The sequence below is a fragment of the Enterobacter cloacae complex sp. 342H5 genome (genome assembly GCF_050030905.1).
In the GTDB taxonomy this organism is placed as follows: Bacteria; Pseudomonadota; Gammaproteobacteria; order Enterobacterales; family Enterobacteriaceae; genus Enterobacter; species Enterobacter intestinihominis.
On the sequence record NZ_JBLGVB010000001.1, the window covers coordinates 912,129 to 938,441 of the forward strand.

The 26,313-nt window shown below is 52.8% G+C and carries 35 protein-coding genes, 1 tRNA gene and 6 pseudogenes; 20 read left to right on the forward strand and 22 right to left on the reverse strand.

Annotated elements, in window-relative coordinates; translation table 11 throughout:
* Window positions 1-14: 14 nt before the first annotated feature.
* On the reverse strand, window positions 15-1,472 hold the full coding sequence (pepD, locus tag ACQG03_RS04385) for a cytosol nonspecific dipeptidase (RefSeq protein WP_063163978.1): 1,458 nt from the start codon (window positions 1,470-1,472) through the stop codon (window positions 15-17).
* 258 nt (window positions 1,473-1,730) lie between these two features.
* Here pepD and gpt point away from each other — a divergent pair, with 258 nt between their 5' ends.
* The 3 genes from gpt to crl all read left to right on the forward strand — a co-directional run bounded on the left by gpt (window position 1,731) and on the right by crl (window position 3,996).
* The gene (gpt, locus tag ACQG03_RS04390; RefSeq protein WP_003863205.1) at window positions 1,731-2,189 is read left to right on the forward strand and encodes a xanthine phosphoribosyltransferase; all 459 of its coding nucleotides are present in this window, start codon (window positions 1,731-1,733) and stop codon (window positions 2,187-2,189) included.
* A 104-nt stretch (window positions 2,190-2,293) separates the two neighbouring features.
* A complete protein-coding gene (gene frsA / locus ACQG03_RS04395; protein ID WP_023305490.1) occupies window positions 2,294-3,538 on the forward strand; it encodes an esterase FrsA in 1,245 nt (414 codons plus the stop codon).
* Window positions 3,539-3,594: 56 nt separating this feature from the next.
* Window positions 3,595-3,996, forward strand: coding sequence for a sigma factor-binding protein Crl (crl, locus tag ACQG03_RS04400; protein ID WP_022647149.1), 402 nt, complete (start codon window positions 3,595-3,597; stop codon window positions 3,994-3,996).
* A 131-nt stretch (window positions 3,997-4,127) separates the two neighbouring features.
* Here crl and phoE read toward each other — a convergent pair whose 3' ends face one another.
* On the reverse strand, window positions 4,128-5,180 hold the full coding sequence (phoE, locus tag ACQG03_RS04405; protein ID WP_022647150.1) for a phosphoporin PhoE: 1,053 nt from the start codon (window positions 5,178-5,180) through the stop codon (window positions 4,128-4,130).
* 305 nt (window positions 5,181-5,485) lie between these two features.
* Between phoE and proB the strand changes: the two genes are divergently transcribed.
* The 3 genes from proB to ACQG03_RS04420 all read left to right on the forward strand — a co-directional run bounded on the left by proB (window position 5,486) and on the right by ACQG03_RS04420 (window position 8,041).
* Window positions 5,486-6,589: a glutamate 5-kinase gene (gene proB, locus ACQG03_RS04410; RefSeq protein WP_063163979.1), complete on the forward strand. Its 1,104-nt coding sequence runs from the start codon at window positions 5,486-5,488 to the stop codon at window positions 6,587-6,589.
* Between the two features lie 11 nt (window positions 6,590-6,600).
* A complete protein-coding gene (gene proA, locus ACQG03_RS04415; RefSeq protein ID WP_063163980.1) occupies window positions 6,601-7,854 on the forward strand; it encodes a glutamate-5-semialdehyde dehydrogenase in 1,254 nt (417 codons plus the stop codon).
* A 111-nt stretch (window positions 7,855-7,965) separates the two neighbouring features.
* Window positions 7,966-8,041 (forward strand) — tRNA-Thr (locus ACQG03_RS04420).
* Window positions 8,042-8,055: 14 nt separating this feature from the next.
* On the opposite strand, the gene ACQG03_RS04425 is transcribed toward ACQG03_RS04420, so the two are convergent.
* From ACQG03_RS04425 to ACQG03_RS04505, 17 genes and pseudogenes are all read right to left on the reverse strand, one after another.
* Window positions 8,056-9,213 (reverse strand): site-specific integrase, encoded by a 1,158-nt coding sequence (locus tag ACQG03_RS04425; RefSeq protein WP_230852473.1) that lies wholly within the window; start codon window positions 9,211-9,213, stop codon window positions 8,056-8,058.
* Entirely contained in the window at window positions 9,096-9,443 is a 348-nt protein-coding gene (locus ACQG03_RS04430) for a helix-turn-helix domain-containing protein (RefSeq protein ID WP_072044663.1), read from the reverse strand. Before ACQG03_RS04430 ends, ACQG03_RS04425 begins: the two co-directional genes overlap by 118 nt.
* Window positions 9,444-9,480: 37 nt before the next feature.
* Window positions 9,481-9,831, reverse strand: coding sequence for a DUF7694 domain-containing protein (locus ACQG03_RS04435; protein WP_045356228.1), 351 nt, complete (start codon window positions 9,829-9,831; stop codon window positions 9,481-9,483).
* Between the two features lies 1 nt (window position 9,832).
* Window positions 9,833-10,063: pseudogene (locus ACQG03_RS04440) on the reverse strand (DUF4222 domain-containing protein); the annotation flags it as partial.
* On the reverse strand, window positions 10,063-10,278 hold the full coding sequence (locus ACQG03_RS04445; protein ID WP_426726080.1) for a TraR/DksA family transcriptional regulator: 216 nt from the start codon (window positions 10,276-10,278) through the stop codon (window positions 10,063-10,065). The pseudogene ACQG03_RS04440 and the gene ACQG03_RS04445, both read right to left, overlap by 1 nt.
* A gap of 91 nt (window positions 10,279-10,369) precedes the next feature.
* Window positions 10,370-10,513, reverse strand: coding sequence for a hypothetical protein (locus ACQG03_RS04450; protein WP_080337602.1), 144 nt, complete (start codon window positions 10,511-10,513; stop codon window positions 10,370-10,372).
* 47 nt (window positions 10,514-10,560) lie between these two features.
* Window positions 10,561-10,779: pseudogene (locus tag ACQG03_RS04455) on the reverse strand (hypothetical protein).
* Window positions 10,776-11,378, reverse strand: a complete 603-nt coding sequence (locus tag ACQG03_RS04460) for a phage N-6-adenine-methyltransferase (protein ID WP_426726151.1) — start codon at window positions 11,376-11,378, stop codon at window positions 10,776-10,778. Before ACQG03_RS04460 ends, ACQG03_RS04455 begins: the two are co-directional and overlap by 4 nt.
* A pseudogene (locus ACQG03_RS04465) lies at window positions 11,367-12,686 on the reverse strand (DNA cytosine methyltransferase); the annotation flags it as partial. The pseudogene ACQG03_RS04465 and the gene ACQG03_RS04460, both read right to left, overlap by 12 nt.
* Entirely contained in the window at window positions 12,683-13,144 is a 462-nt protein-coding gene (locus tag ACQG03_RS04470) for a hypothetical protein (RefSeq protein ID WP_052687530.1), read from the reverse strand. The gene ACQG03_RS04470 and the pseudogene ACQG03_RS04465, both read right to left, overlap by 4 nt.
* A 2-nt stretch (window positions 13,145-13,146) precedes the next feature.
* The gene (locus ACQG03_RS04475; protein ID WP_045330146.1) at window positions 13,147-13,827 is read right to left on the reverse strand and encodes a lambda exonuclease family protein; all 681 of its coding nucleotides are present in this window, start codon (window positions 13,825-13,827) and stop codon (window positions 13,147-13,149) included.
* Window positions 13,824-14,741: a recombinase RecT gene (locus ACQG03_RS04480; protein ID WP_000059964.1), complete on the reverse strand. Its 918-nt coding sequence runs from the start codon at window positions 14,739-14,741 to the stop codon at window positions 13,824-13,826. The genes ACQG03_RS04475 and ACQG03_RS04480 overlap by 4 nt, the downstream gene beginning before the upstream one ends.
* A 9-nt stretch (window positions 14,742-14,750) precedes the next feature.
* The gene (gene gamL / locus ACQG03_RS04485) at window positions 14,751-15,035 is read right to left on the reverse strand and encodes a host nuclease inhibitor GamL (protein WP_426726081.1); all 285 of its coding nucleotides are present in this window, start codon (window positions 15,033-15,035) and stop codon (window positions 14,751-14,753) included.
* Window positions 15,036-15,107: 72 nt separating this feature from the next.
* Entirely contained in the window at window positions 15,108-15,317 is a 210-nt protein-coding gene (locus ACQG03_RS04490; RefSeq protein WP_006809788.1) for a cell division protein FtsZ, read from the reverse strand.
* The gene (locus ACQG03_RS04495) at window positions 15,314-15,472 is read right to left on the reverse strand and encodes a hypothetical protein (protein WP_023330205.1); all 159 of its coding nucleotides are present in this window, start codon (window positions 15,470-15,472) and stop codon (window positions 15,314-15,316) included. The genes ACQG03_RS04490 and ACQG03_RS04495 overlap by 4 nt, the downstream gene beginning before the upstream one ends.
* Window positions 15,469-15,711 carry a hypothetical protein gene (locus ACQG03_RS04500; RefSeq protein WP_063862855.1) on the reverse strand — a complete coding sequence of 81 codons (243 nt, stop codon included), beginning with the start codon at window positions 15,709-15,711 and terminating at the stop codon, window positions 15,469-15,471. The genes ACQG03_RS04495 and ACQG03_RS04500 overlap by 4 nt, the downstream gene beginning before the upstream one ends.
* 453 nt (window positions 15,712-16,164) lie before the next feature.
* Window positions 16,165-16,485, reverse strand: coding sequence for a hypothetical protein (locus ACQG03_RS04505; protein WP_370991341.1), 321 nt, complete (start codon window positions 16,483-16,485; stop codon window positions 16,165-16,167).
* A 705-nt stretch (window positions 16,486-17,190) separates the two neighbouring features.
* On the opposite strand from ACQG03_RS04505, the gene ACQG03_RS04510 reads away from it, so the two are divergent.
* A complete protein-coding gene (locus tag ACQG03_RS04510) occupies window positions 17,191-17,388 on the forward strand; it encodes a hypothetical protein (protein WP_161348831.1) in 198 nt (65 codons plus the stop codon).
* 213 nt (window positions 17,389-17,601) lie between these two features.
* Here ACQG03_RS04510 and ACQG03_RS04515 read toward each other — a convergent pair whose 3' ends face one another.
* The 3 genes from ACQG03_RS04515 to ACQG03_RS04525 all read right to left on the reverse strand — a co-directional run bounded on the left by ACQG03_RS04515 (window position 17,602) and on the right by ACQG03_RS04525 (window position 19,122).
* Window positions 17,602-17,724, reverse strand: coding sequence for a hypothetical protein (locus ACQG03_RS04515; protein ID WP_255250421.1), 123 nt, complete (start codon window positions 17,722-17,724; stop codon window positions 17,602-17,604).
* Between the two features lie 38 nt (window positions 17,725-17,762).
* A complete protein-coding gene (locus ACQG03_RS04520) occupies window positions 17,763-18,110 on the reverse strand; it encodes a hypothetical protein (RefSeq protein ID WP_039024874.1) in 348 nt (115 codons plus the stop codon).
* Between the two features lie 235 nt (window positions 18,111-18,345).
* Complete coding sequence (locus ACQG03_RS04525; RefSeq protein ID WP_063851391.1) at window positions 18,346-19,122, reverse strand: LexA family transcriptional regulator; 777 nt, start codon at window positions 19,120-19,122, stop codon at window positions 18,346-18,348.
* A gap of 84 nt (window positions 19,123-19,206) precedes the next feature.
* On the opposite strand from ACQG03_RS04525, the gene ACQG03_RS04530 reads away from it, so the two are divergent.
* From ACQG03_RS04530 to ACQG03_RS04590, 13 genes and pseudogenes are all read left to right on the forward strand, one after another.
* Entirely contained in the window at window positions 19,207-19,452 is a 246-nt protein-coding gene (locus ACQG03_RS04530) for a hypothetical protein (RefSeq protein WP_045354765.1), read from the forward strand.
* A gap of 38 nt (window positions 19,453-19,490) precedes the next feature.
* Complete coding sequence (locus ACQG03_RS04535) at window positions 19,491-19,712, forward strand: CII family transcriptional regulator (RefSeq protein WP_045622363.1); 222 nt, start codon at window positions 19,491-19,493, stop codon at window positions 19,710-19,712.
* Between the two features lie 80 nt (window positions 19,713-19,792).
* Window positions 19,793-19,939, forward strand: coding sequence for a hypothetical protein (locus tag ACQG03_RS04540; RefSeq protein ID WP_015571544.1), 147 nt, complete (start codon window positions 19,793-19,795; stop codon window positions 19,937-19,939).
* Entirely contained in the window at window positions 19,932-20,828 is an 897-nt protein-coding gene (locus ACQG03_RS04545; RefSeq protein WP_154849193.1) for a DNA replication protein, read from the forward strand. The genes ACQG03_RS04540 and ACQG03_RS04545 overlap by 8 nt, the downstream gene beginning before the upstream one ends.
* Window positions 20,818-21,486 (forward strand): annotated as a pseudogene (locus ACQG03_RS04550) (DnaB-like helicase N-terminal domain-containing protein); the annotation flags it as partial. The gene ACQG03_RS04545 and the pseudogene ACQG03_RS04550, both read left to right, overlap by 11 nt.
* A gap of 432 nt (window positions 21,487-21,918) precedes the next feature.
* A pseudogene (locus ACQG03_RS04555) lies at window positions 21,919-22,236 on the forward strand (LAGLIDADG family homing endonuclease); the annotation flags it as partial.
* Between the two features lie 270 nt (window positions 22,237-22,506).
* Window positions 22,507-23,271, forward strand: a pseudogene (locus ACQG03_RS04560) (DnaB-like helicase C-terminal domain-containing protein); the annotation flags it as partial.
* A complete protein-coding gene (locus tag ACQG03_RS04565; protein WP_426726082.1) occupies window positions 23,271-23,615 on the forward strand; it encodes a transcriptional regulator in 345 nt (114 codons plus the stop codon). The pseudogene ACQG03_RS04560 and the gene ACQG03_RS04565, both read left to right, overlap by 1 nt.
* Entirely contained in the window at window positions 23,612-24,064 is a 453-nt protein-coding gene (locus ACQG03_RS04570; protein WP_426726083.1) for a hypothetical protein, read from the forward strand. Before ACQG03_RS04565 ends, ACQG03_RS04570 begins: the two co-directional genes overlap by 4 nt.
* Window positions 24,061-24,321: a DUF4752 family protein gene (locus ACQG03_RS04575; RefSeq protein WP_105322446.1), complete on the forward strand. Its 261-nt coding sequence runs from the start codon at window positions 24,061-24,063 to the stop codon at window positions 24,319-24,321. The genes ACQG03_RS04570 and ACQG03_RS04575 overlap by 4 nt, the downstream gene beginning before the upstream one ends.
* Window positions 24,318-24,701: an ead/Ea22-like family protein gene (locus ACQG03_RS04580; protein WP_232419683.1), complete on the forward strand. Its 384-nt coding sequence runs from the start codon at window positions 24,318-24,320 to the stop codon at window positions 24,699-24,701. The genes ACQG03_RS04575 and ACQG03_RS04580 overlap by 4 nt, the downstream gene beginning before the upstream one ends.
* Window positions 24,702-24,972: 271 nt before the next feature.
* A complete protein-coding gene (locus ACQG03_RS04585) occupies window positions 24,973-25,899 on the forward strand; it encodes a DUF551 domain-containing protein (protein WP_426726084.1) in 927 nt (308 codons plus the stop codon).
* Window positions 25,896-26,138, forward strand: a complete 243-nt coding sequence (locus tag ACQG03_RS04590) for a hypothetical protein (protein WP_023157318.1) — start codon at window positions 25,896-25,898, stop codon at window positions 26,136-26,138. The genes ACQG03_RS04585 and ACQG03_RS04590 overlap by 4 nt, the downstream gene beginning before the upstream one ends.
* Window positions 26,139-26,313 lie beyond the last annotated feature (175 nt).

Consider the following 26,313-nt stretch of genomic DNA (forward strand, 5'->3'; position numbering starts at 1 on the left):
CATCAAACGGCTTATTACTTAACAGGGATTGCTTTCAGCAGCTCAGTCAGCAGCGTCCAGTAGTGACCGACGCTTTCAATGTGAACCTGCTCATCCGGGGAGTGTGGCCCCGTGATGGTCGGCCCGATGGAGACCATGTCCATATCCGGATACGGTTTCTTGAACAGACCACATTCCAGACCCGCGTGAATAACCTGAATGTTTGGGGTGCTGTTGAACAGTCTCTGATAAGTTTCACGCACCAGTGCCATGACCGGAGAACTTGCATCCGGCTGCCAGCCCGGGTAGCTGCCTTTTGCAGACGTTTTCGCGCCCGCCAGGGTACCCAGAGATTCCAGCATGCTCACAACGTACTCTTTACCGCTGTCGATCAGGGAACGGATCAGGCAAATGATCTCTGCGCTGTCGTCGCCCATGGTCACTACGCCCACGTTCAGGGAGGTTTCAACCACGCCTTTTGCGACGTCAGAATTGCGGATCACGCCGTTTGGCGTTGCGTTCAGCAACTGGACGAACGTGTCACGAGACTGAGTGGTCAGCGCGGCTTTATCCGTTGTAACGGATTCCAGTACCACCGTCAGGTTTTTCTCTTTCTCAGACAGCTCGTTTTTCAGGATATCCAGATACAGGCTGGAGAGGTTTTTCAGTTCTTCCGCTTTCGCCGCAGGCACCGCCACGGTCGCAAAGGCTTCACGAGGGATCGCGTTACGCAGAGTGCCACCGTTGAAGTCCACCAGACGCAGATCCAGTTCAGCGGCATGGCCCGCCAGGAAACGCGCCAGCAGTTTGTTGGCGTTGCCCAGGCCCAGGTGAATATCACCACCGGAGTGACCGCCTTTCAGCCCTTTCAGCGTCAGCTTAAAGGTCTCGAAACCGGCAGGAATCGCTTCGCGTGACAGCGGCAGGGTAGAGATGAAATCGATCCCGCCCGCGCAGCCCATGTAGATCTCACCTTCTTCTTCGGAATCGGTGTTGATCAGAATGTCCGCTTGCAGCCAGTTTGCCTGGAGACCGAACGCGCCATCCATGCCCGCTTCTTCAGTCATGGTCAGCAGCACTTCCAGCGGACCGTGTTCAACGCTGTCGTCAGCCAGCACGGCCAGCGCGGAAGCCATACCAATACCGTTATCTGCGCCCAGGGTCGTGCCGCGCGCCTTCACCCACTCACCGTCGATGTACGGCTGAATCGGGTCTTTTGTGAAGTCGTGAACGGTGTCGTTGTTTTTCTGCGGAACCATGTCCAGGTGCGCCTGCAATACCACTGGCTTACGGTTTTCCATACCTGCGGTGGCAGGTTTGCGGATGAGAATATTGCCAACCTGGTCACGCTCAGCGTGCAGACCTTTTTCCTTTGCCCAGCCCATAATATGTTCGGCAAGCTGTTCTTCGTGATAGGAAGGGTGCGGAATAGAGCAGATTTTGGCAAAAATATCCCACAGCGGCTGTGGAGATAATTGAGACAGTTCAGACACGATAGGTCTCCTTGTCGTTGCGCTGCAAAACAATGTTGCAGGTCACAGGGTTAGCAGGTTAATCGTTACCACAAGACGGGCTTGCGAGATGCATCTGAGAATACCACTTTCTCCCGTGGCTGGTAGCATTAAGCATGTAAAAACTCAGGCTCATGGCGCGTAACACTGGTTTTTAGTGCGTCAGATCTCTATAATCTCGCGCAACCTGGTTCACCCTCATTTTTTTAAGCCGTATATAAACAGGCTGGGACACTTCACATGAGCGAAAAATACGTCGTCACCTGGGACATGTTGCAGATTCACGCACGCAAACTGGCTGCGCGTCTGATGCCTTCCGAACAGTGGAAAGGCATTATTGCCGTCAGCCGTGGCGGTCTGGTACCGGGGGCGCTACTGGCACGTGAGCTGGGTATTCGTCATGTCGATACCGTATGTATCTCCAGCTATGACCACGATAACCAGCGTGAGCTGAAAGTGCTGAAGCGCGCGGAAGGCGACGGTGAAGGCTTTATCGTTATCGACGATCTGGTGGACACCGGCGGTACCGCTGTGGCTATCCGCGAAATGTATCCAAAAGCGCACTTCGTCACTATCTTCGCGAAACCAGCGGGTCGTCCCCTGGTTGATGATTACGTCATTGATATCCCACAGGATACCTGGATTGAACAGCCATGGGATATGGGCGTGGTCTTCGTACCGCCTATCTCTGGCCGTTAATTTCAGTACGTAACTTTACACGCCCGGTTATGCCGGGCGTTGTTCTTTTTACCCTGCCACGCGTTACAATGGTCTCCAAGTGATGTATCCATGGAGGCAACGCAATGGCGCAGGCGAATCTCACCGAAACTCTTTTCAAACCCCGTTTCAAGCACCCTGAAACCTCGACGCTGGTGCGTCGGTTTAATCCGGGGACCATGCCTGCTGTACAGTCAGCGTTAGATGGTAAAAACGTGCCCCACTGGTACCGCATGATTAATCGCCTGATGTGGATCTGGCGCGGTATCGATCCTCGTGAAATCCTCGACGTGCAGGCGCGTATCGTGATGAGCGAGTCTGAGCGCACCGACAGCGATCTCTACGACACGGTAGTGGGCTACCGTGGCGGGAATTGGATCTACGAATGGTCAAAGCAGGCCATGCTCTGGCAGCAAAAAGCGAGCCAGGAAGAAGATGCTACTCTCAGCGGCAAACACTGGCTGCATGCGGCAAACCTTTACAGCATCGCTGCATACCCGCATCTGAAAGGAGACGAACTGGCGGAGCAGGCCCAGGCGCTGGCAAACCGGGCTTATGAAGAGGCCGCCCAGCGGCTGCCTGGCCGGATGCGTGAAATTGAGTTCGCCATTCCCGGCGGTAGCCCGGTGACTGGATTCCTGCATATGCCGGAGGGGGAAGGCCCGTTCCCGACGGTTCTGATGTGCGGCGGCCTGGATTCGTTACAAATTGATTATTACAGCCTGTATGAGCGCTACTTTGCCCCAAACGGGATCGCCATGCTGACGCTCGATATGCCATCAATTGGTTTTTCATCCAAATGGAAACTTACGCAAGACTCCAGCCTGCTGCACCAGCATGCATTAAAAGCGCTGGAGAATATCCCCTGGGTTGACCATACCCGGGTAGGTGCGTTTGGCTTCCGCTTTGGCGCTAACGTCGCGGTACGGCTGGCCTACCTTGAATCTTCCCGCCTGAAGGCCGTCGCCTGTCTTGGTCCGGTAGTGCATGCACTGCTAAGCGAGCCTGCGCGTCAGGGTAGCGTTCCTGAAATGTATCTGGACGTGCTGGCGAGCCGACTTGGCATGCATGATGCTTCAGATGAAGCGTTGCGCATTGAACTTAATCGGTATTCATTAAAAACGCAGGGCTTGCTGGGCCGCCGTTGCCCAACCCCGATGATGTCCGGTTTCTGGAAGAACGATCCATTTAGCCCGGAAGAGGAGTCACGCTTAATCACCTCGTCATCTTCGGATGGCAAATTGCTGGAGGTACCCTTCAGCCCGGTGTACCAGAATTTTGACAAAGCGCTTAAAGAGATCACACGCTGGATCACGCAGAGATTGTGTTAATAGTTTGCTAAATTTCGTTGGTTTGGTAAAACAGTGCTTCACAAAAGGAGATCGCAATGACGTTACCGAGTGGACACCCGAAAAGTAGACTGATTAAGAAGTTCATGGCTCTTGGCCCGTATATTCGAGAAGAGCAGTGTGAAGAGAATCGCTTTTTTTTCGACTGCCTGGCTGTTTGCGTCAACGTGAAGCCTGCACCCGAAAAACGTGAGTTCTGGGGCTGGTGGATGGAAATGGAAGCACAGGAAAACCGTTTTACCTATAGCTATCAGTTTGGCCTGTTTAATAAAGACGGGCACTGGCAGGCGACGAGCATCAAAGATCAGGAAGTGATCGATCGCCTGGAGCATACGCTAAAAGAATTTCACGGCAGAGCTCGCGACCTGCTGGCAACGCTGGATCTGAAGCTGGAGCCTGCGGACGATTTTTCCAGCGAAGCGGTGAAACTGAGAGCCTGATGATGTCACAGCGCCGGGTGGCGGCTACGCCTTACCCGGCCTAAAAACGTATTACTCCCCAGGTCCGGTAAGCACAGCGTCACCGGGCACAAAAAAACCGGCTCAGCGCCGGTTTTTTTATTACCACAACATCAGAACTGGTAGGTCATGCCCAGCGCAACGATATCATCGCTGCTTACGCCCAGTTTATTATCGTCATCGATCTGGTTGATTTTATAATCAACAAACGCAGACATGTTTTTGTTGAAATAATAGGTCGCACCTACATCGATGTATTTCACGATATCTTCATCGCCGATGCCTTCGATATCTTTGCCTTTAGACTGCACGTAACCCAGAGATGGGCGCAGACCAAAGTCAAACTGATATTGCGCAACCACTTCGAAGTTTTGCGCTTTATTTGCAAAGCCACCGGAAATAGGGGCCATATTGCGGGTTTCAGAATAGAGAGTGGCCAGATATATATCGTTGGCATCATATTTCAGACCGGTCGCCCAGCCTTCTGCTTTTTTACCTTCGCCGCGTGCCTGAAGGTTTTGCTCATTGGTGCGATCGGAGCTGGCATACGCACCAATCACAGAGAAATCGCTGCCGCCGAAGTCATAGCTCAGGGAGGTACCGAAGCCGTCACCGTTTTGCTTCTTCACGTCGCGGTTTTCATTTTTACCCTGATATTGCAGGGTCATATTAAGACCGTCAACCATGCCAAAGAAATCGGTATTACGGTATGTGGCCAGACCGGAAGCGCGTTTCGTCATGAAGTTATCGGTCTGCGCCAGGCCGTCACCGCCGAACTCCGGGAACATATCGGTGTATGCGGCGACGTCATACAGCGCACCCAGGTTACGACCGTAATCAAAAGAACCAAAATCTTTCAGTTTAATACCCGCAAATGCCAGGCGCGTTTTTTGAGAAGAGTCGCTTTCTGCTTTGTTACCCGCGAACTCTGCTTCCCAACGTCCGTAGCCCGTCAGCTGATCGTTAATCTGCGTTTCACCCTTAAAGCCAAAACGAACGTAAGTCTGGTCACCATCCTTCGCGTCATCATCACTGAGGTAGTGCATTGCTTTTACTTTGCCGTACACGTCCAGTTTATTACCGTTTTTATTATAAACTTCTGCTGCGTGAACAGATGTGGATGCAACTACGCCCATTACCACTAATGCCAGAGTGCTCTTTTTCATTTTCAATCCTGATTTTATAAAAACGCGCTAATATTCGCTGAGCAATAAGATTCAACTTATTACCCCGTGAAAAACAGGAAGGGTTTTATCGTTAGTGGGTGAACGTTTTATGACAAAGTAAGAATATGTCTAAAAAAGTATGTTTTAATTTTTCGGTAATAAAATTGTCAAAATCTGCCGCTACGCTTCCTGATCCCGCGCAACAAAGTGACGGGTGATGTGCTAAGGCAGTTGGCAACGGGGCTGACACCTGTTAAAACGTCTGACTGACATCATTTTCCCTTATTGTTGAACGGCAGAGAATCATGAGTGACAGCCAGACGCTGGTGGTAAAACTCGGTACCAGTGTGTTAACAGGCGGATCGCGCCGCCTTAATCGTGCCCATATCGTTGAGCTTGTACGTCAGTGCGCTCAGTTGCATGTCGCAGGGCATCGTATTGTGATTGTGACCTCCGGGGCGATTGCCGCCGGGCGTGAACACCTGGGCTACCCCGAACTCCCCGCGACGATCGCCTCCAAACAGCTGCTGGCCGCCGTAGGACAAAGCCGACTCATACAGCTCTGGGAACAACTGTTCTCCATCTATGGCATTCACGTCGGGCAGATGCTGCTGACGCGTGCGGATATGGAAGACAGAGAACGTTTCCTGAACGCCCGCGATACGCTGCGCGCGCTGCTGGATAACCATATCGTTCCGGTCATCAACGAAAACGACGCTGTTGCCACCGCTGAAATCAAAGTAGGCGACAACGATAACCTCTCTGCGCTGGCGGCGATCCTTGCAGGGGCCGATAAGCTGCTGCTTCTGACCGATCAGCAGGGGCTGTTTACCGCTGACCCGCGTTCCAATCCACAGGCAGAACTGATCAAAGACGTTCACGGCATTGACGATGCGCTGCGTGCCATTGCGGGAGACAGCGTTTCTGGTCTTGGGACAGGCGGTATGGGCACCAAGCTCCAGGCCGCGGACGTGGCGTGCCGGGCCGGTATCGACACCATCATTGCCGCGGGCAGCCGTCCGGGCGTGATAGGTGATGTGATGGAAGGCATCTCTGTGGGCACACGCTTCCACGCCCAGGCGTCCCCGCTGGAAAACCGCAAACGCTGGATCTTTGGTGCGCCCCCGGCTGGTGAATTGACCGTGGATGAAGGCGCGACCGCCGCTATTCTGGAAAGAGGAAGCTCGTTGCTTCCAAAAGGAATTAAAAGCGTGACAGGCAACTTCTCGCGTGGTGAAGTGATCCGAATCCGTAACCTTGAAGGTCGCGACATCGCTCATGGCGTAAGCCGTTATAACAGCGACGCGCTGCGTCGGATTGCTGGCCACCATTCCCAGCAGATCGACGCCATCCTGGGCTATGAATATGGCCCGGTTGCCGTGCATCGCGACGACATGATTATTCGTTAAGGAGCCAGAACATGCTGGAACAAATGGGCGCAGCCGCGAAAGCCGCCTCGTATAAACTGGCGCTCCTTTCCAGCCGTGAGAAAAACCGCGTGCTGGAAAAAATCGCTGATTATCTGGAATCCCAGTCGCAGGAAATTTTGCTCGCCAACGAGCAGGATCTGCTGGAAGCGCGTCGTAACGGCTTGAGCGAAGCGATGCTCGACCGTCTGGCATTGACCCCGGCGCGTTTGAAAGGTATCGCCGACGACGTCCGTCAGGTGTGCAACCTCGCCGACCCGGTAGGGCAGGTGATTGACGGTGGGGGGCTCGACAGCGGGTTACGCCTTGAGCGTCGTCGTGTGCCACTCGGCGTCATCGGTGTGATTTACGAAGCGCGTCCAAACGTGACGGTGGATGTCGCCTCCCTGTGCCTGAAAACCGGTAACGCCGCTATCCTGCGTGGCGGGAAAGAGACCTGGCGCACCAACGCCGCGACGGTGAACGTCATTCAGCAGGCGCTGGAGGAGTGCGGCTTACCGGCGGCTGCCGTGCAGGCGATTGAAAGCCCCGACCGCGCGCTGGTCAACGAGATGCTGCGCATGGACAAACACATCGACATGCTCATCCCACGCGGCGGCGCGGGCCTGCACAAGCTGTGCCGTGAGCATTCCACCATTCCGGTCATTACCGGCGGTATCGGCGTATGCCATATCGTGGTGGATGACACCGCGGAGATCGAACCTGCGCTGAAGATTATCGTCAACGCTAAAACTCAGCGTCCAAGCACCTGCAATACGGTCGAAACGCTGCTGGTGCATCAGGGCATCGCCAGTACCTTCCTGCCAGCGCTGAGCAAGCAGATGGCGGAAAGTGGCGTTACGCTGCATGCGGACGAGAAGGCTCTCGCCCTGCTGAAAGACGGTCCGGCGAAGGTCGTTCCGGTTAACGCGGAGCAGTACGACGATGAGTATTTGTCGCTGGATCTGAACGTGAAGGTAGTTGCGGATCTCGATGACGCTATTGCGCACATTCGTGAACACGGAACCCAGCATTCTGACGCGATCCTGACGCGCACCCTGCGCAATGCCAATCGGTTTGTGAATGAAGTGGATTCGTCTGCGGTTTACGTGAATGCCTCGACGCGCTTCACCGATGGCGGCCAGTTTGGTCTGGGTGCAGAGGTGGCTGTGAGCACTCAGAAGCTGCATGCCCGCGGTCCGATGGGGCTGGAAGCACTGACCACCTACAAGTGGATCGGCTTCGGTGATGATACCATTCGTGCGTAAATAATCGCGGGTGATGCAAAAATAGCCGTTTGATTCAAAAGAGCATTGACGCATCACCCGGTTAGATCTACTCTTTTGCCCCGTGGTTACGCTCGTAACCGGTCTCTCAGGGCCGATATAGCTCAGTTGGTAGAGCAGCGCATTCGTAATGCGAAGGTCGTAGGTTCGACTCCTATTATCGGCACCACTAACCACGCGGGTTCACGCGATATTCACCAGTTCAGCAAAAGCGCCTTGTGCCATATTTGTGCCATTCCCCGCCAGGAATGAGTCGATTTGCATGGCATGCTGCGTCAGGTGATTCGGTGCCAGATGCGCATAACGCTGCACCATCTCGATACTTTCCCACCCGCCCATTTCCTGTAGCGCACTGAGTGGCACGCCGGACTGTACAAGCCAGCTTGCCCAGGTGTGCCGCAGGTCATGGAAGCGGAAATTTTCTATTCCCGCCCGCCTTAACGCCGCGCGCCATGCCGTGTTAGCATCAGACCGCATTTTGCGCACTGCCTTTGTTCTCGTTCCATCCGGGCGAACGGATGATTCAGTGTGAACAAAGACCCACCGGTTATGCTTCCCCAGTTGCTCCCGCAGCACCTTACAGGCCGATTCGTTCAGGGCGACCCCAATCGCCCTTCCTGCTTTCGCGTCCTCGGGGTGAATCCACGCGACCTTCCTCTGCATATCAATTTGTGACCACTCCAGATCGGTGATGTTCGATCTGCGCAGCCCTGTCGCCAGTGCAAAAATAACAACTGGCTTCATATGCTCGGGAAGCTCCCGGATCAGGTTCGCCGCTTCCTCTTTGGTTAGCCAGCGAATACGCTTATTTTTCGGCACCGGGCATTTGATGTTCGGCGCTTTGGCTATCCATCGCCATTCGTTGGCCGCGCACCGTAACAGCGCCCGGATGAAAGCAAGGTGCGTCGCCTTCGTCGCCAGCGACGCTGGTTTATCCTTAAATTCAGGAGCCGGCTTACCTCTTCGCAGCAGGCTGTCCCGTTTAGCCTCCCAGTTCATTCGATGTTTGCGATTAACCATCGAACTCACCGCCGACAAGATCCTGTCTTCCGTGATTGCTGACAGGTCCATTCCTTTGAAGTGCATCCGCCAGAATCCGATCCGGCTTTTGTCATCGTCCAGGCTTTTCTTGTGCTGCTTTTCGTTAAGCCAGCGAACGCACGCTTCATCGAACGTTCGCGGCTTAAACTCCCCCATCTTATCAACTCGCCATGCTTCAGCTTTCAGCTGATCATAGAGTTCCTGCGCTTGCCTTTTGTCCGTTGTCCCAAGAGACCGTCTAATTCGACTTCCACCAGGCGTAACGAAGTCGCAGTGCCACGTACCGGCACGTTGTTTGATTGACATGCTTTATCCTCCTGCACATCAACCGCATTCACGGGTTGATTGTGGATCGGGTTCTTCACTGCTGCAATACAGTCTGTTTTGCAGATCAGGTAAGGGCTTTTTTTCTTGTGAGGATTCTTTCTGGTAGCAGCCAGGCGGCCAGACTTAATCCATTGAGCCACCGTGCCTTTATCCAGTTTCAGGAAAGCGGCAGCCTCATCTCTGGTGAAAATCTCTTCTTTCATAGATGCCCTCCTATGGCCCCAACCGGGGCAGGTTGTCTTAATGTCCATCTTTTCGCCATGCGAAAGGGATAGATTCGGGAACAATCCACAGGTGACGCATGTTTGCTACGTTAACCAGGTCTTTTTGCGCCGGGAAAATCTCTACGGCATCCCGGTCCTGATAGCCGACTGCGTTTTTAATTTCCTGCAATGCATCCCAGCTGATGCCGTCCTTCCACCGACCTGAACTGCCAATGCTGGTGGTGTTAACCGTTAGACGGATGACGCCGTTCTCTTCCTGAAACTCCTGGACCAGAAAGTAAGAGTTAGCCCACACGTTGCTCCGTTTGGGGTCGTGGCATCGTACCGGCCACTGAGATTCCGGTACCGGCTTGAGTATTCCGATCATGTCTCATGCTCCTTAATTTTTTAATATGCTCTGTAGCCTCGAGTTCGGCGCGTATCTGCGCCGCCTCACGGTGATCGAGGTGCTCAAAATCATTGTTGAATCGGTCGATTGAAGCGGTGTTGATCCGGCCCTGACGCCAGTAGCGGACTATCTGTGATGTGCAGCTGTGGATGATGACGGGCCAACCGTGCTGGTCAGCGTAAATCTGACCTCGTTGAATGAGTGCAAACATCACGCACCTCGCTGCTTATTCCTCAGTTCGATCACGCCATGGCACTCCGCGCACGTCTGGCAGCCGGGCACGGCAGCGCGCCGCGGCTCGGGGATCGGTTCGTCGCATTCTTCACAACGTTCAGCTGATACAGCGTTGCGGTTGATCCGGTGAGCGGAAAGGGCGGCGTTACGCTGAAGCTCTTCAATCTCTGCTGCGGTATCGATGATATCCATGGTCAATGCTCCCGGAACTGTCGGTTAATTCGGTTGTAGATGAACGCCAGCAATAAAAAAGGCCGCTTTAGCGACCTGGTGTTTTGCGATGTCATGACTTTTCTCCATGCCGGTTGTTCCAGGCTGCAAGAGCCTTTTGCCTTTGGCCTGAAAATCGACCGGTCGCTTGGCATGATGGGCTCGTGCAAGCTATTTGATAACCACAGAAATCAATCCCGTTAAATTGATGACTCATCCACTCAGCTTTGCACCCGCAGAAAGGGCAGGGCTTAATTTCTTCACTCACGATTCAACTCCGAAGCGGCGATTAAGCCGACCTGTGTATACGACGAACTCCAGGAGGCTAACTCCCAGAGCTTCAATTTTCTTGTGATGCTTGTTGATGATGGGAGGCACCGTTTCGTTCCAGTTTGGCTTTGGCTTTTAGCGCATGGTCTGCTGTATTTCCTCGGTGCAGCGTCGGCAGGCGGCGCGGATGGCGTTGTCTGTTTCTGGCGTCATGCAGCCTCCCGGCGGGCGAGAAGTTTCGCCCCGAAAGCCATCAGCTCGTCCCGGTCCACAGTTGCGAAGTGGCAGTGTGTACGCGGGTACGGTCGCCAGATGATGAGCATACTGCCTTTATTATTTCCGCTGACTGGCTTACCGGTGACTGGGTTTATAAATGCCAGCCGCCCGGCGGTGATGAAGCGAACCTCGCTGGCGGTCTGGATAGCCTCTTTGAACCATCCAACCGAAGTGTCTGCCGGAACCAGCATGACCGTGCCGATCTGATTGTTGCTCTCGGCGGCGGCCTTTTTCACGAAAGGTGTGATGTCGCTGTAGGGAGGATTAAGCCAGACGTAGCCTGGTACGTTCAGATAATCAACCCACGGCGTTTCCAGGGTGTCCTGCTCGGCGGTGATGAACTTCCGGCACAGCGCGTTATGCGGCGCCGCGGCGGCATCCAGTTGAAAGCAGAACTCAGCATCAAGGGCAGCGAAGAGGGCTGGTGGAGTGCGCCATAGGTCGCGCTGGTCGAGCGGCGTTTTACTTCCACCATAATCACCACTCAACTTCTCGGCTGGCAGCGCCGCGGCGATACGCTCACCGATCCATCGCATTACCGGTACTGCCATGCTATTGCCGATAGCTTTATAGCGCGGCCCGTCCGGGCATTCGACAGCATCCTTCCCGCGCCAGCCGATCAGAGTGTGATTATCAGGAAAGCCCTGAAGGCGCTCGCACTCAATCGGTGTTAGGCGGCGAACCTGCATTCCGTACTGAACGACGTCAGCGGATGAGCGAGAATCCTGAGTGAAAGCCACATCTTCCTGATAACCTTTGCCCTGAGGGCCAGCTGCATCGTGACGACCGATAGAAGCATGTTGGATGCAGATGGCAGGGGGTTGGCCGCTGTTAGCATGGCTTTTATCGTGGTTGCCTGCGCGAATCGTTGGTGACAGATCTGACGTCGCATCAGCTCCATTATCTTTGTAGCTAAATGCGATGCAGGCGTTTTCTTGTCCGTTGTTGCGCCCAAGTGTGTGTGCCAGTTCGCAATTGGTATCTGGATCTTGCGTGCCGTGCACTGCGAAAGTCTCAGTATCAAAATCCAGCCTGATTCCATGCGCGGTGCAGGCGGTCGCCACATCAATATGGCCGGCAGTATTTCCACCGCCAAAAGCAATCAGGTGTCCAGCTTGTGCCTGGTTGTCGTCTGCGCCACACGTTCCAACGCCTCGTGCAGTAAGGGCGGCAACAGCCTTTTGCGTTTCTCGGCGCGGCGCAGAATCCCGGCGCACGCTGTCGAGCTCAAAAAGTACCTCTGCGGGATCGAATCCTTTTCGAGCACTTGCGACAACGAACACACGTCGGCGTCGTTGGGCCACTCCGAAAAATTGAGCATCAAGGACGCGCCAGGCGATAACCCTTTCTGGTCCAGACACACAACCTGCGTGCGTCCATTTTCCCCCTGCTGGCTGCAATTCACTGCTTTCTCCGGCAAGTCCTGCCAGAAAGCACCCGAAGGCATTGTCTTTGCTGCTGAGCACGCCGGGGACGTTTTCCCAGACGATGATTGCTTCTGGCTCACCGCGTTCGCGGCGCTTTGCGTCGATTGCATTGGCTAATTCCACGTAAGAGAGGGTTAACTGGCCTCGGTCGTCAGACAGGCCTTCACGTAAGCCGGCGATGCTGAATGCCTGGCAAGGCGTACCACCGACCAGAACATCAGGCGCTTCGACATTACCAGTGCGCACCGCATCGGCGATTTGGGTCATGTCGCCGAGGTTGGTTATTTCCGGCCAGTGGTGGGCGAGGATAGCAGAGGGGAAGGGTTCGATTTCAGAGAACCAGGCCGGTTTCCAGCCGAGAGGTTCCCACGCTTTGCTGGCAGCTTCGATACCGCTGCACACGCTTCCGTATTTCATGATGTACGCTCCGGATCGTTAACATCCCAGCCATTACGCTCAATATTGGTTTGCAGCCGCTTATCTCCTACCTCTTCAATGCTGCGACCGGTAATCTCCGAGACTTCGGCGTTTGAGTGTCGCCACAGCAGCGCCAGCTCTTCGGTAGCCCATTCAGGCATGACTTTTCCTCCTGACGATCGGGCAAGTGAGTTGCGCTTGCTGCGCACGGAGTGGATAGAGCGGCCGGTTGCCGTGGCGATTTCCTCGGGAGTGAACCGGCCAAACAGAAACAACTCTGCTTTGGTCCACTTCCTGAGGTTGGGGTTGGCTGGGAATTTCACATCGAGGCGCGCGGCCTGGGTGTAAACGGCGCGCTCTGTTCTTTCCAGTTTTTCGGCAATCAATGAGAGTGGCATCTGTCCTGCAACTTCATGCAGGAACAGGTTTTCCCACGGTTGCCAGTGATTTGCTCCCATGGTTACCTCCATTGCTCGCCAAACGTGAAGCCGATCTCTGCCAGCGCCTCGTCCATCTTCTCGATGAACTCCGGAACCATTTCGTTGAAATCGGTCATGTACTGTGGATCCCGCTCAACGACGACGTGGTGAATACCTTCGCGCTTCATGCGCGGGTCATAGTTGGCAAAGAACCAAGCGTCTTTTCCTGTCACCCACATGCTGTACTGCACCTGGGCCATGTACTCGGACTTAATGGCCTCAAAACCGCCAAGGCGGAATTTCATGAAGTCGCGGGAGGTGAACGGGCATTTCAATTCGAGGCCGAAATCGTTACTGCACAGGCCGTCCGGGGAACACGCGGTACGCATGCTCTCGTCACGGAACAAAATCGGAGACTCCGTGACTTTCACGTCAGTGGTGAACTCGAAGAGGGTACGAGCGTCTTCCTCGAACTGCTTGCCCCATGCCAGCGCCTTGGCGTTAACCTCTGGCGCTACGCCGGTGCATACCTCGGCGAGTAGGGTGTGGAAGTAGGACATTTTCATGCCCGTCCATTTGGTGCCAGATCGAGGCTTGGAAATGACGTTGTGAGCGTCAGAGGCAGTAATAACTCCGAGCCTTAATTTGGCCCATGCTTCATCACCTTGCTCTACGGTGGACACATCTATGCCGGTCCGGGCCAGGATAATTTCTGGTGTCATGCTGCCGCCTTCTTCTTGAGGAAGCCTAAGGCCTTAACTGCCTCGGCTTGGGTAAGCTCGGATGAATCGCGAATATCACGACGGAAAATTTGCGAACAGACTGGGAGCAGGTTTTCTTCCCATGTCTTATCCATTGCGATAAGGACGTCGTTAATCTCCTTGATAATTTCGTCCCCTGCTGGGGTTACATCGCGTTCTGGCTGGCGTTCTGCTGAGAAGTTGATACCTTCCTCACCCTCGGTATTAACATGGTCGATGGCGGCATCCAGGCGCTCACGTCGAGGCCAGTATTTTGCTGCCTGCTTCACGACCGTCTTTAGGATCATCTGCTCTTCATCGGTGACCCATGGACACTTCTTGCTGTTGTCAGATTTGTACTTCTTCCATGCTTCAGACCGGTCACGGATGGAGTAGATGGCATCGATGCGCATCGTATGGGTAAGGTAATCACCATCGTCAGTTTTTACCGTTACATACGCCCCTACAATGTCCCCGCGCTGCTCTTCAGTATCAAAGTCGTTGTAGATGTGGATCGGCGGCTTATCGAGCCCCTCGCGGCGGAACTGGTCGTTTCTTCGAACAATAGCCGACTGGCACCACTTAATGGCGCCAGACTGCTGCGCGATGTGCATCAGGCCCATGTAACTGATGTCGAGGCAAATAGCCCCTTTACGCGGAACCAGGTAAGCCAGCTTCTGAGCTGGGTTTAGCGAAATACCGATAGCCGCAACGTTGATGATCGCGTTCTGTGTGCTGGTCTGGTTCTGGAATGCAACTTTCGCGAGGTAGTCGTTGTTCTGAAATAGCTGGATGGCGAACTGACTTTCCTTCGCCCACACCATCCGCTCGTCAGTGGCCGCCTTAATGAAAAGCGGCTCCTGTTGTTTGACGAAATCAACAAGGGTTAAGCTCATAATCCCTCCTTAGAACGGGCAGCCGGTACGGTGCTCCCAGTCGTATTCCGCCTGGGCGTAAGCAACTGCCGAAATGAAATCGTTGTAGGCCTCGCCAGCTTTATCGCTGCGAAGTCCTTCGTATGGGCTGGTGTCGATCGGCACCGAGAAGTGGAAGAGTCCAGACGGCTCTTTTGGCATCATGTCGATAATTTGCTGTGCCCGGTCGTCGATCCACTTCTCTTTCTCGTCGGTGAGCTGCTGCTCAACCCAGCACCGATCTTCGATGCGGTCGTAAGTGAGGTATGCGTTCATGGCTGAACTCCTGAAATTTGGATGTGCAGATCCCGCCCGCATTGAGCCAGGCCGATCGGTTGAATAGGGTGGTTAGTGCTGGATAGGGTTGCCGTGACCGTCCAGAAGAACGTCAATCACGCAATCACTGAGGCGGATGATTTCTGCATCGGTGTGCAGGTATACCCATTTACGCTCCTGAATGACTGCTGAGACGCGATAGGTTCGGCCTTCATGCATCGCCATCATGCCGGGCGTGACACACTGGCGAATGAGCGGGGTAGTGCCGTAGTGGTTGATCATACCTTCACCTCAACCTGTTCCAGGAGGCCAGCGATATGCATCTGCCAGCGGTTCAGCACCAGTTTTTCCCGCGGTGCCGATACCGACGTCAGCTGCCACTCGTTATCGTTGAGCTTTTTGGCGGTGTACTGCTTGCCGTTGTGGGTGACTGTCATGATGCCTCCCGAGCGCGGAGCATTTCGTCAGCAACACCATAGGCATGCTCAGCATGTTGTTCGCTGCTCCAGTGATTCCACTCTTGATTCGACAGCATGGCCTGCATTGCCTTTGCCGCGAAGTAATCGCGCAGCGTCATGCCGCCTGAGCTGACTTCAAAACCATGTAAGTGACCAACTTCGTCGCGCTCCACGATAGAATCACACGGGAAAGCGCGCCCTCCAGTTTTGTTGCTCATAAATCCTCTTAGCCTTATCGCGGCTAACGGAACGGTTAATACAAGACTTCAACGCATTTATTCAGTGTTTCAATGGGCGGTGGATGGCCACCGGTTGTCATAAATGGGCAGACTCGAAAATCTGCCTATGTATGGCCGTTAAAAAACCCGCCGGAGCGGGTTATTCGCATTTTGCATGCCTAACTGGCTTTAATTTCCAGTCGATAGCCTTAAGTTCAATTTCTTTTCTGATCTCCTGGTGAGTTTTCACCGATCCATCAGCGTTCTTGTTGAAAGGACTTAACGTTTGATAAAATTTCTCTCGCCGCTTGCAAGCCTTGCCACAAACCTCACACTTGCCAGATTTTTCTGCAAAAGTTGAGATCTCATCGAACCGCGTTGTTGTAATTCCACCCCATCCCATCGTCTTACCCTCTGTCGTTACCCGCTAAAAGGCCGCCTAAGCGACCTCAGTCAGAAATAGTTATCAAGGTCACGCTTGACCCTTTCCAGGATGATTTTTGCATCATCAAGACTCTCAGCATCGAGAGCCTCCCTTATAGCCATCGCCAGCTGCGTAGCGTCTGATTCGAAGTCATCAGCGCGACTCTCCCATTCGGAAGCCTCTTCCTCTGCATAGGAAATCCGATCCTCATACTCACCTTCGAGTTCTGAACGAACCTCAGAGCGAAGCTTCTCCCGAATGATTTCTGATGCCTCTTCAATGGAAAGATGCGCCAGAATCGTCTCTGGCTGATGTGTGCCATATTTCAATGAGATATCGTCAGCAGACATACAACCCCCGAAAAAATGCCCGCACGGGGCGGGCTAAGAAGTCTTCTCCAATCCAACCAGAACAGGATCATCGTCTCCTGTGCGGTTGAGATGGCAGTATTACCATCACCAAGCATCGGCGCCCGGTGCTTGAGGTTGGCTCTGTAGTTACCCGCTGATGCGGGAGAAATGTTTTGGCGATTGGATGGCCGGTGCTGATCTCCGGCATAAGGCGCTTTTTAGGCGGCTGGAGCTGACTTATTTGCTTAGCTATCCTCGGGAGTCAGTCACGTCCCCCTGCACATCAGCCTGCGCATTCATCCAATCCCAAAACATTCCCTGTATTGGTCAGCGCCAACTCCCTGCCAGTGTTGCCCGTTCTCACGCCGTTCTCGCTCTCGCGCGGGGATACTCTCTCACCGACCGGATCGCACCCGGTGATACTGCACGTTTACGTGTAGGGGTCTTAACAGGTCATTGACGCTGTAAATCTGCATGTTGTTAAAAAGCAGGCGACTTGCTGTCCGCCGCTGGCCAACTTCGCTCAGCTGTCGATGTTTCGTTTCGATGGGTTGATTATTAACTAGTGGTTATTTTCAGTCAATAACCAGTGGTTAATTATTTGGGTGTTGGTTACTAAGGTTATGATTTGTTGGTTAATTTAGTTTTGTTATGTGTTTTTACGTAACGTGATATGCTGCAAAAAACATCAAAAAGGAGTGGGTTATGGACTTGGATGAAGAAAAAGTGAACATGATGGCTCATGCCGCCGGGCGCGCGGTGATGGAGTTATCGCTGGCGGATCTGCCTGTGACGCAGGAGGATATCATTGAAAAACTTGAACAGTACCGGAAGGAAACTGGCAACGTGATAGGGAAGGGAGTGAACAGGGATGCAGCCGAGATAGTGCGGAAAGGAAGGTAGTGCAGGAGTGACAAAAAAGTGCAGGAGCAACATGCGCCAGCGCAGGTTATTTTGGATCACGTCATAAGTGATTGAATTGCATTGGATGCTTGCTTTAGTGGTTAGTGTAAGTCATTGATTTTAACGCCAGCGCAGTAACTTTTGGATCTCGGTATGGAAGACACAAAAAAACCCGGCGCGGTGGCCGGGTTTAATATGAACATTAGAACTGGGTTATGCAGCTTTCTTGTTCATTTCTGCAAGGATAGCATCCTTGCGAGCTTGCATTTCTGCAACGATTTCATTAAGACGGCCAGCCAGTTTAAGCATCTCAGAAATTGTGTGGAGTTTATTCATATGCGCCTCCGCAGTGCCTCGTTTCATCCAAAAGAAAGTTATTTAAAAATTACAGCCCCTTTGAGAATTTTGGAGCTTTGTGCACACAGATCTGGGTTTTTCTGTTTAATATCACGAATCAGTATCTGCGCGGTAAGCAATACCTGCTGTAGGTCAAGAGCGCCAAGTTGCTTGGCTTTGGTATCAAGCTTGAGAATGATCTCATGAACCTCATCAAGTGACGGATCAACGAGCTCATGTAACTTTTCGATACCCAACTCTTCAAAGCTAGTGACAACGAAATCAATCAAAGCCTTCACAGCTATCTGAACCTGATACAGTTGCCTTTCTTGAAAAGAAGCTTCTGCATCTGTCACTTTTACAGCATCTCTAAATTCTTGGGTCACTAACTATACTCCTTATATAGGATCTCTCCAATCGATTTTCAATGCGAATTGGACGATTTCCGCTCAATAAGCACGATTTAGCAATGAAATAATTGACTTTGAAAGGAAACATCTCTATATCGCGCGCACATGATATATATACACTTAAAATCGACTAAAAGAACACAAACTTTATGATGATTTTCATCAATCATATTGAATGATGACGGCTATCACACCAGCCGCAGCTTCGTCTTTACAGCAACACCGAGTACCAGAATATGCGACCGATTATCTCAACATCATCAATGTCAGCTTCTTCATCCGGATATGCGTCGCCGTTGTAGCTGCGAATGATTAGCTTGCCGCCCGGCTTCCGGTATAGCTGCTTAATGCGCTTGAGCTGCCCGCTACCGCCGTCTGCCTGACCAATGGCATACAGCTTACCGTCAACTATGCGCTTGTTGTTCGTGTCTACGGCTACCGTAGTGCCATCGGGAATGATCGGCTCCATGCTGTCACCTGTGGCCGGGAAGCAGAGAACTCCAGAACCGTCGGTGTTTGCCCCTACTCGGCGTAGTGTTGACTTGGAGAACCTCAGCTTAAAGCCATTATGATCCTCGCATTGAACGCGGCCATCGCCACATGCAAATTCAATATCCTTGAGGTAAGGCACTTCAACCTCGTCCGCAGGTAGCGGTGTGTTTTTGTCCCAGGCATCGACAGTTCCCCACTCAGACTCTGGCGGGATGGATGATTCCCTAAGGATCTCAGGTTCAGGCTCATTTCTTCCATATTCCAGCCAGTCAGGCCTAACCCCAAGCCAACGGCTAAGGGCTAGGATATTGGTTTGGTCTGGTATTGCTGATGCGTTAAGCCACTTCCAGATCCCTGGCTCAGATACAGCAATCCCTTGGGACTTCATAGCCTCTCTGATCCTGCCCGCCTGCCCACGACCACCCACGCCAGCATCAAGCAATGCAGCGCGAAGTCTCTTAGAAAATTCTTCTTTTAAATCGTCTTTTTTAACCATTCGTTAATTATCGATTAGAGTTGACATAACTGTCAGTTAAGATATAACCTTAACCCGTAGTTAATATAGTTAACGGAAAACACTATGAACCCAATGCAATTTGCAATCGAAGCTGTAGGTGGTCAAACCGCTGCTGCGCGCCTGTGTGGCCTATCGAATGTTGCTATTCACAAGTGGGTGAAGAACGCGGCGCTGCCTCGTACTGAGTACACAGAGAAAACCAACTATTCGCAGCTTTTGGCTGACGCATCAAGGGGGCAGTTTACGGCTGAATGGCTCCGTCAAGCAGCTAATCCTGACCGAATTAAACAAGATTCACATGCCGCCTGACAGGCGGCCCTAACCATAAATCACAGGAATTATCACAAATGGAAAAATCAATTACACGCAACAAAGCGGAGGCGCGACGAATCGAGAGCTGGTTACACCGTCAGATTGCAGAGCTGGGAACAACCCGTATCGCCGAGGTTATCGGGGTCAACAAATCAACCGTAAGCCGGTGGCGGGAAAACCTGGTTCCGAACATGTCGCTGCTGCTGGCCATCCTGATTTCGAACAGGGATGGAGCGAAGGGAGATTTTGAAGCATGAACGTAGAAAGGGGAAAAGCCGCGGTGCTGGAACACCAACGGCTTTCAGGTGCAAAAACGAGAGTAGTTGCAGGAGGAATAATGGCAAAAAATCCACGCTATTACCATACCGCTGTACATAAAAACATAACCCGCGACCGCTTCATCCGCTCGGTTAATCCGATTGTGGCAGAGAAGATGCGCGCCATTCTGGAAGAACTGAAACGTAAGGAGAGTGGCCGTGGGTAACGTATCCAATTTAGCCGAAGCCAGAGAGGCCAGAAGGCTCCAGAAACCGCGCGCGAATGACGGTAAGGGGTTTGCCTTGCTGCACCGTAAAATTATGGATGTGCCGTTCTACAAGGACGCTGAGGCGGCTCATTTATGGGTTCACTTGCTCCTGCGCGCTAATCACGAACAGACACTGGTATCGACTGATGTTGGCAATGTGATCTGCGAGCGCGGAGAGTTCATCACTGGGCGAAATACTCTGGCAATGGAAACAGGTTTGACCGCTGATCGCGTTAAATCACTGCTCCGTAAATTCCAGAACCTGGGCATGATCACCACCAAATCGAACAACCGTTTTACTGTTCTAAAAGTAGTCAAATACGACGAATATCAGTCAAATTTTTGTCCAGCCGATGTCCAGCCAGTGTCCAGCCCAAACGCAGTCGCACCAATGCCTGCGGAGGTGGAGTGTCCAGCCGATGTCCAGCCAGTGTCCACAGATAACAATATATTAAATAACTCTCTTACTAACGTAAGAGAGTGTGCATCAGCAGCAGAAAAACCAGAGCAGAAAAAACCTTCTCTCAGCTGTGAGCAGGTAGTCGAGGTTTACCATCGCGTACTGCCTGAAGCCCAGAGCATCAGGATACTGACTGACAAGCGCCGTGCTCTGATCCGCACCTTCTGGCAGAAGGCCGGGAAAGTAACTCAGCAGCTCGACGGCCATAAGTTCACCTTGAGCGACTGGGAATCGTATCTGAGCTACATCGCCACTAACTGCCGCTGGATGCTGGAGAACCGCCCAGACCAGCGCACGGGACGCACATGGCGCCGCAAGGCTCTCGAATACTTCCTGAACGTGGATGTGTATGCCAAGACGCGCGAGGGGGCCTGTGATGACCTCTGAAATCCTGACCGTACCCCACAACGTCGAAGCAGAGCAGAGCGTCATCGGCGGACTCCTGCTGGACGATGACAACAGCGAGCGTGTTCAAAAAGTGCTGGCAATGCTCAAGCCTGAGTCGTTTTACATCCGGGTTCATCAGATCGTCTTTGCTGAATTACGTGACATGTTCCGAGCTAACAAGCCAGTCGATGGGTTGACATTGTTCGACGCGTTGGAAGGCAAAGGACTCGCGGAGCAGGTAGGTGGCTTTGCTTACCTGGCGGAGATCGCCAAGAACACTCCAAGCGCTGCAAACATCGTGGCATACGCAGCATCAGTCCGGGAAGCCGCAATGGAGCGCTACGGTATCAGCCGCCTGACCGAAGCTACTGAGCTGCTGTATTCCCGCAACGGCATGAGCGCCACGCAGAAGTACGAGGCCATTCAGGGTATTTTCACCCAGCTCGCAGACCATTCAAAAACCGGCAGTCGCCGTGGTTTGCGTTCGTTCGGCGAGGTTATGGATGACTGGGTTGCGGATCTGGAGAAACGCTTTGACCCTTCAGGCGAACAGCGCGGCATGAGCACCGGCATCCCGTCACTCGACCGACTGCTGGCGCCGAAAGGTCTGGTTAAAGGCTCTTTGTTCGTGATTGGCGCAAGGCCAAAGATGGGGAAAGCAATGGCCTTGGACGCAAAAATTCTTTTGCAGGACGGGTCTTGGACAACGCATGGGAAAATCAAAGTTGGTCAACAAGTTACATCTGTTGATGGCCACGCCTCAATGGTTACTGGGGTATTTCCTCAGGGAGTCCGCAAAATGTATCAAGTCACTTTTGAGGATGGGCGCACCGTTAAGGCGGCCGACTCTCACCTTTGGGAGATAAGCTCGTCGAAATTTGAAGGTGATCGTGTAGTTGATACTGAAAAGTTAGAAGCGATGCTTCAGAGGGTTAGGTATCAAGGAAGGCTGCGCATTCCATCGCTGTCAGGTGATTTTGGCTCATCAACCGATCACGTCGACGGGTGGGTGTTAGGTGCTCTCCTTGGCGATGGTTCTTTAACCAAAAGCGTCAAGTTCACTAACTCAGAAGACTACGTTCTGTCTCGCATGGCGGCCAGCGTATTTCCACTGAACCTCCGCCATATTGGCGGGAATGATTACACGGTAACGAATCATCGTGGGTGTAAAAACCCTCTCCTTGAGAGATTGAGAGAGTACGGATTGGTGGGGAAAACTGCGCAGGATAAAGAAATCCCAGAGTCTATTTTCAGCGCAGGAAAAGCCACGCGGATCGGCGTATTAGTTGGGCTGCTCGAGACTGATGGCTGGGTTGAAAAATTCGGCTGCATTAGATTCTCTTCGGCCAGCAAGAAGCTTTCGCAAGGGGTGGTAAAGCTTGTTCATTCTCTCGGTGGAACAGCTAGGGAAACAACGCGCACCGATATTTCATACACCTACAAGGGAGAAACTCTTCAGGGCTTAGATGCGCAAATGGTCAGCATGAAGCTGCCTGATGAAATTCTTGAACACATTAAGTCACCGAGGATCCGTGCAAACCTTGGTGTGAACCGTCTTGGAAACCGTGGTGTTGGGATTAAATCAGTTATCGAGATCGAGCCGGAAGAGTGCCTTTGCATTATGGTGTCTCACCCCCGGCACCTCTATGTCACAGATGACTATATCGTGACCCACAACACCACCCTGTACGGGCAGATGGCGATCAACTGCGCGGTTCGTGAGAAAAAGCCAGCGCTGATGTTCAGCCTCGAAATGCCTGGAGACCAGATCCTTGAAAAGCTGGTTGGTCAGAAGTCGGGCATTAACCCGAGCATTTTTTACATGCCCGCTACGGATGACGCCGATGACCAGTACCAGGGCGACTACGACGGCGACTTTAAGAAGGCGATCGCCACAGCCGGGAGACTGAGTGAAATCGACATGCTGTACATCGACGACACTCCTGGCCTGTCACTGGCGCATATCGTTACCGAATGCCGTCGAATTAAGCGCGAGAAAGGGTGCGTAGGCATGATTCTGGTTGATTACCTGACGCTGATGACCGCCGAAAAAGCAGACCGTAATGACCTGGCCTACGGGATGATCACCAAAGGGTTGAAGAACCTCGCCAAAGAGCTTGGCTGCATCGTCGTGCTGCTGACCCAGCTCAACCGCGAACTGGAGAAGCGAGTGAATAAACGCCCGTTGCCGAGCGATTCCCGCGACACAGGGCAGATTGAGCAGGACTGCGACTACTGGGTTGGTATCCACCGGGAAGGTGCTTTCGATGACAGCGTGCCGCCGGGAGAAACCGAGTTAATACTGCGACTCAACCGCCACGGCAGTACCGGAACGGTTTATTGCAATCAGAACAACGGGGCAATTTACGACACAGACCAGCAGGCCGCCGCCGCAGAACGCCGCGGGCGCGAGCAGCAGCCGAAAAAGAAAGGGGGGTTCTGATGACCATAACAATTCGTGGGCAGATTCTTGCAGCCCTGCGTAATAACCCGGGCCTGAACAGTGCTCGTATTGCCAGCATGATCGACATGACCACCAAAAAGATTTCCGGCCCGCTAAGCACGTTGTTTGCAGACGGCCTGATCGAGTTCGAAGGCAAGCACGGCCAGCGGCTTTATCGGCTGACCAGCTACGGCATGAAATACGCGCCGGAAACCATACCGGCCATGCCGAAGGGAAATTCGAAGCTGGTGCAGCGTACAGAGACGAACGCGATCTGCCAGGAGTGCCGGAACAGCCCGGCAATGAGAAGGGTTTTGATGGTTTGGGGGAGGGTAGGGGTATGAAACAGAAATTTATCGAGTGGTTTACCAAGAACAACAACGGCTGCTCGCCAGCGATGGAAGACGACAGAAGCTTTGTGTACGAGATGACGCAGCACATGTTCGAAGCGTACCAGGCTGGCGTGGCTGAAGGTGAAGCCAAGTGCGCGGCGCTGGCTGCGGAAATGAGTGCAGTCGAAGAAATCCACAACGAGGCAGTGTTCATTACAGACGATCACTATGAGCAGTGCCCGCCGGAAGTGCAGAAGATAATTAGGTCACTGGCTGTGATGCAGGTTCCTGCGTACCAGGCTTTCCTGGCTGAAGTGCGGGCCGCCGCAGTAGATGAAGTTTGCCTGAAAATTAGCAATGCAATTATTAATTGCTATCAGGACGAACAAATTGGGCTTGATGCAGCAGCAACTATCTGCGGTGACTTCGCCGCCCAGCTTCGAAAAGGAGTGCAGTCATGAGCATTCTGGACATTCTAAACACTGGCCTCGCTCTGATGGGGTGGTTATTCATCATGTTCAAAACGGGCCAGTGGTTTATCTCCATTGCGCTAAAGCAGTGGGAGAAGCGTAGAAAACTATCTCGTAGACAGAAGGCAGTACACGAATTTTACGATGCGTTTGACTTGTCCAGCATCGAACCAGGAACAACGGTGCGCCTGGCGACTAAAGGCGATCTGACAATCATGATGTATCGCACAGAAGGAGCCGACCAATGAGCAACATCGACAAACGTGGATTACGGGAAGCAGCGGAGAAGGCGACGAAAGGCCGGTGGGCTGTTGAGTTCGACGATGAGATTTACTCCACTGACGGCGTGAACCATGAGCAAATAGCCATGGTATTCAGTGAAAACGAAGCGCGTGATGCTGCATTTATCGCCGCAGCCAACCCCGCCACCGTGCTGGCGCTGCTGGCATCGCTGGAAGCCGCAGAGAAGCGAATCGCTGAACTGGAAGCGAAGCTCGATAGCGCAGATAAATTGCAAGATAGCGCATTTCGTCATGGTCTTCAGCATGGCTTCAGTTTTGGTCAAACGGATAATCAGGCTGGATTTGAAGAGTGCTTATCTGCATATGGCACCGGTAAAGGAGAGTGAATGTGAAAAATTATCTCAGCAATTTAGCCAGCATGCTTCAGGGGATTGCAGGTGTCATTTCAGACGGCGAGCGGGTGCAGAAAGAGTGCCCTGCGCACTTAAAGTCAGCACTACTCGAGGCTTCTCACGCGCTAGATGGTCAATCGGTCAGGGTCAATTATCCGCCTAATGGAAAGCCTGAAATTGTTAATGCCCGCGGACACCATCGACCGCTTACCTTCCGGGAACGAGTGGCAATCCGCTTACTTGGTGGCAGGACGGAGATTCGCCCATGAGCACTATTACCAGAGAACTGGCAAAGCTGTTCAGAAAAATTACGAATTCTGAAATTGATGCGGAGGGTAACGCTCATGTTGTTTTATCTCCTGCTGATAGCCTCCTGATTAATAATGCGCGTATAGCGCTGGCATCGCTCGAAGCGGAGCCTGTGTGCGTCATCGACCAGACCAATCTTGATTATCTCAAATCTGGCGCTGATGCAGATGTATGGCCAGCATCCAGAAAAGAGATGGGTGATGTGCTTCTGTATCGCACCGCCCCGCCAGCGACGGTATCTGTGCCTGATGGCGTGCTTAAAAACCTCTTACCGGATGCCGAGAAGCCCGAGTTCTGGTTTGAGCATAATGGGAAAATCTTTTTTGAAGGTGTGAAGTTTAACAATGCAGTGTTTGACGCCTGCCGCGCCGTCATGCTTCAGGGTGCAGATGGTACCCTCACCAATGAAGGTACCATGCCAGTCAATCAGTTAAAGCCGGTAGCAGACCTGTACGGCTTAACCTCACCAACTGGCGGTGAAACATCGTTCACTTTCGACGCTGTTGAAGCTCGCGATTTTATTGATGGCGGGTGGTCATGTCAGGAGTACGTGGAGCTTGGACGCTTTCAAGAAGCCATGCTTCAGAATGGTAACTCTCCAGCGCAATCCGATTGCTGTCCGGAGCAAAACTACATCGCTCCGGCGCAAGACGGCAACTCTCCGGTGATTCCGGATAGCTGGGTGGCTTGCGGTGAGCAGATGCCGGAAGACGAGCAGGAAGTAATTGTTCAGAACAAGATGGGATACCGTTATGTATCTTACTTCGATGAGCATTCCGGACTGTTTTTTGACATGCGTGGCGGTAATCAAATGAACTGCATTGAGCACATATTTGTTACCCACTGGATGCCAATGCCAGCAGCACCGCAGCAGGAGGCATGATGTACGACAATTACACCATCAACCGCTGCGACGCCATGGAGTGGCTTGCAGAGCATTACCCAACCTTCCCGGACAGGATGCCAGATGTGCCGCTTAAGGCCGACTGGTGTAGCGCCAGCCTGTTCAGAGGGTGGAGTTTCGTTATCTTGCTCGATGGTTCACTGGTCTTTGCTGACTGCCTGTCACCTCCCATCCGGGCAGAAGACATGGCTGGCTTCAAACTGCCTGAGTTGACATAGCTACCATACAAGCGATATGGGGATTCACATATCGACCCGCCCAGGGCCTCTTCGGAGGCCTTTCTCTTGAGTTGATTTTGTTGAATCAACCGTCCATACTTTCTTTGCTGACGGCCTGAACACCCGTCAGTGACTTCTGCGCATTTAAGGGGACTTAAATGCGACCACAATCTGA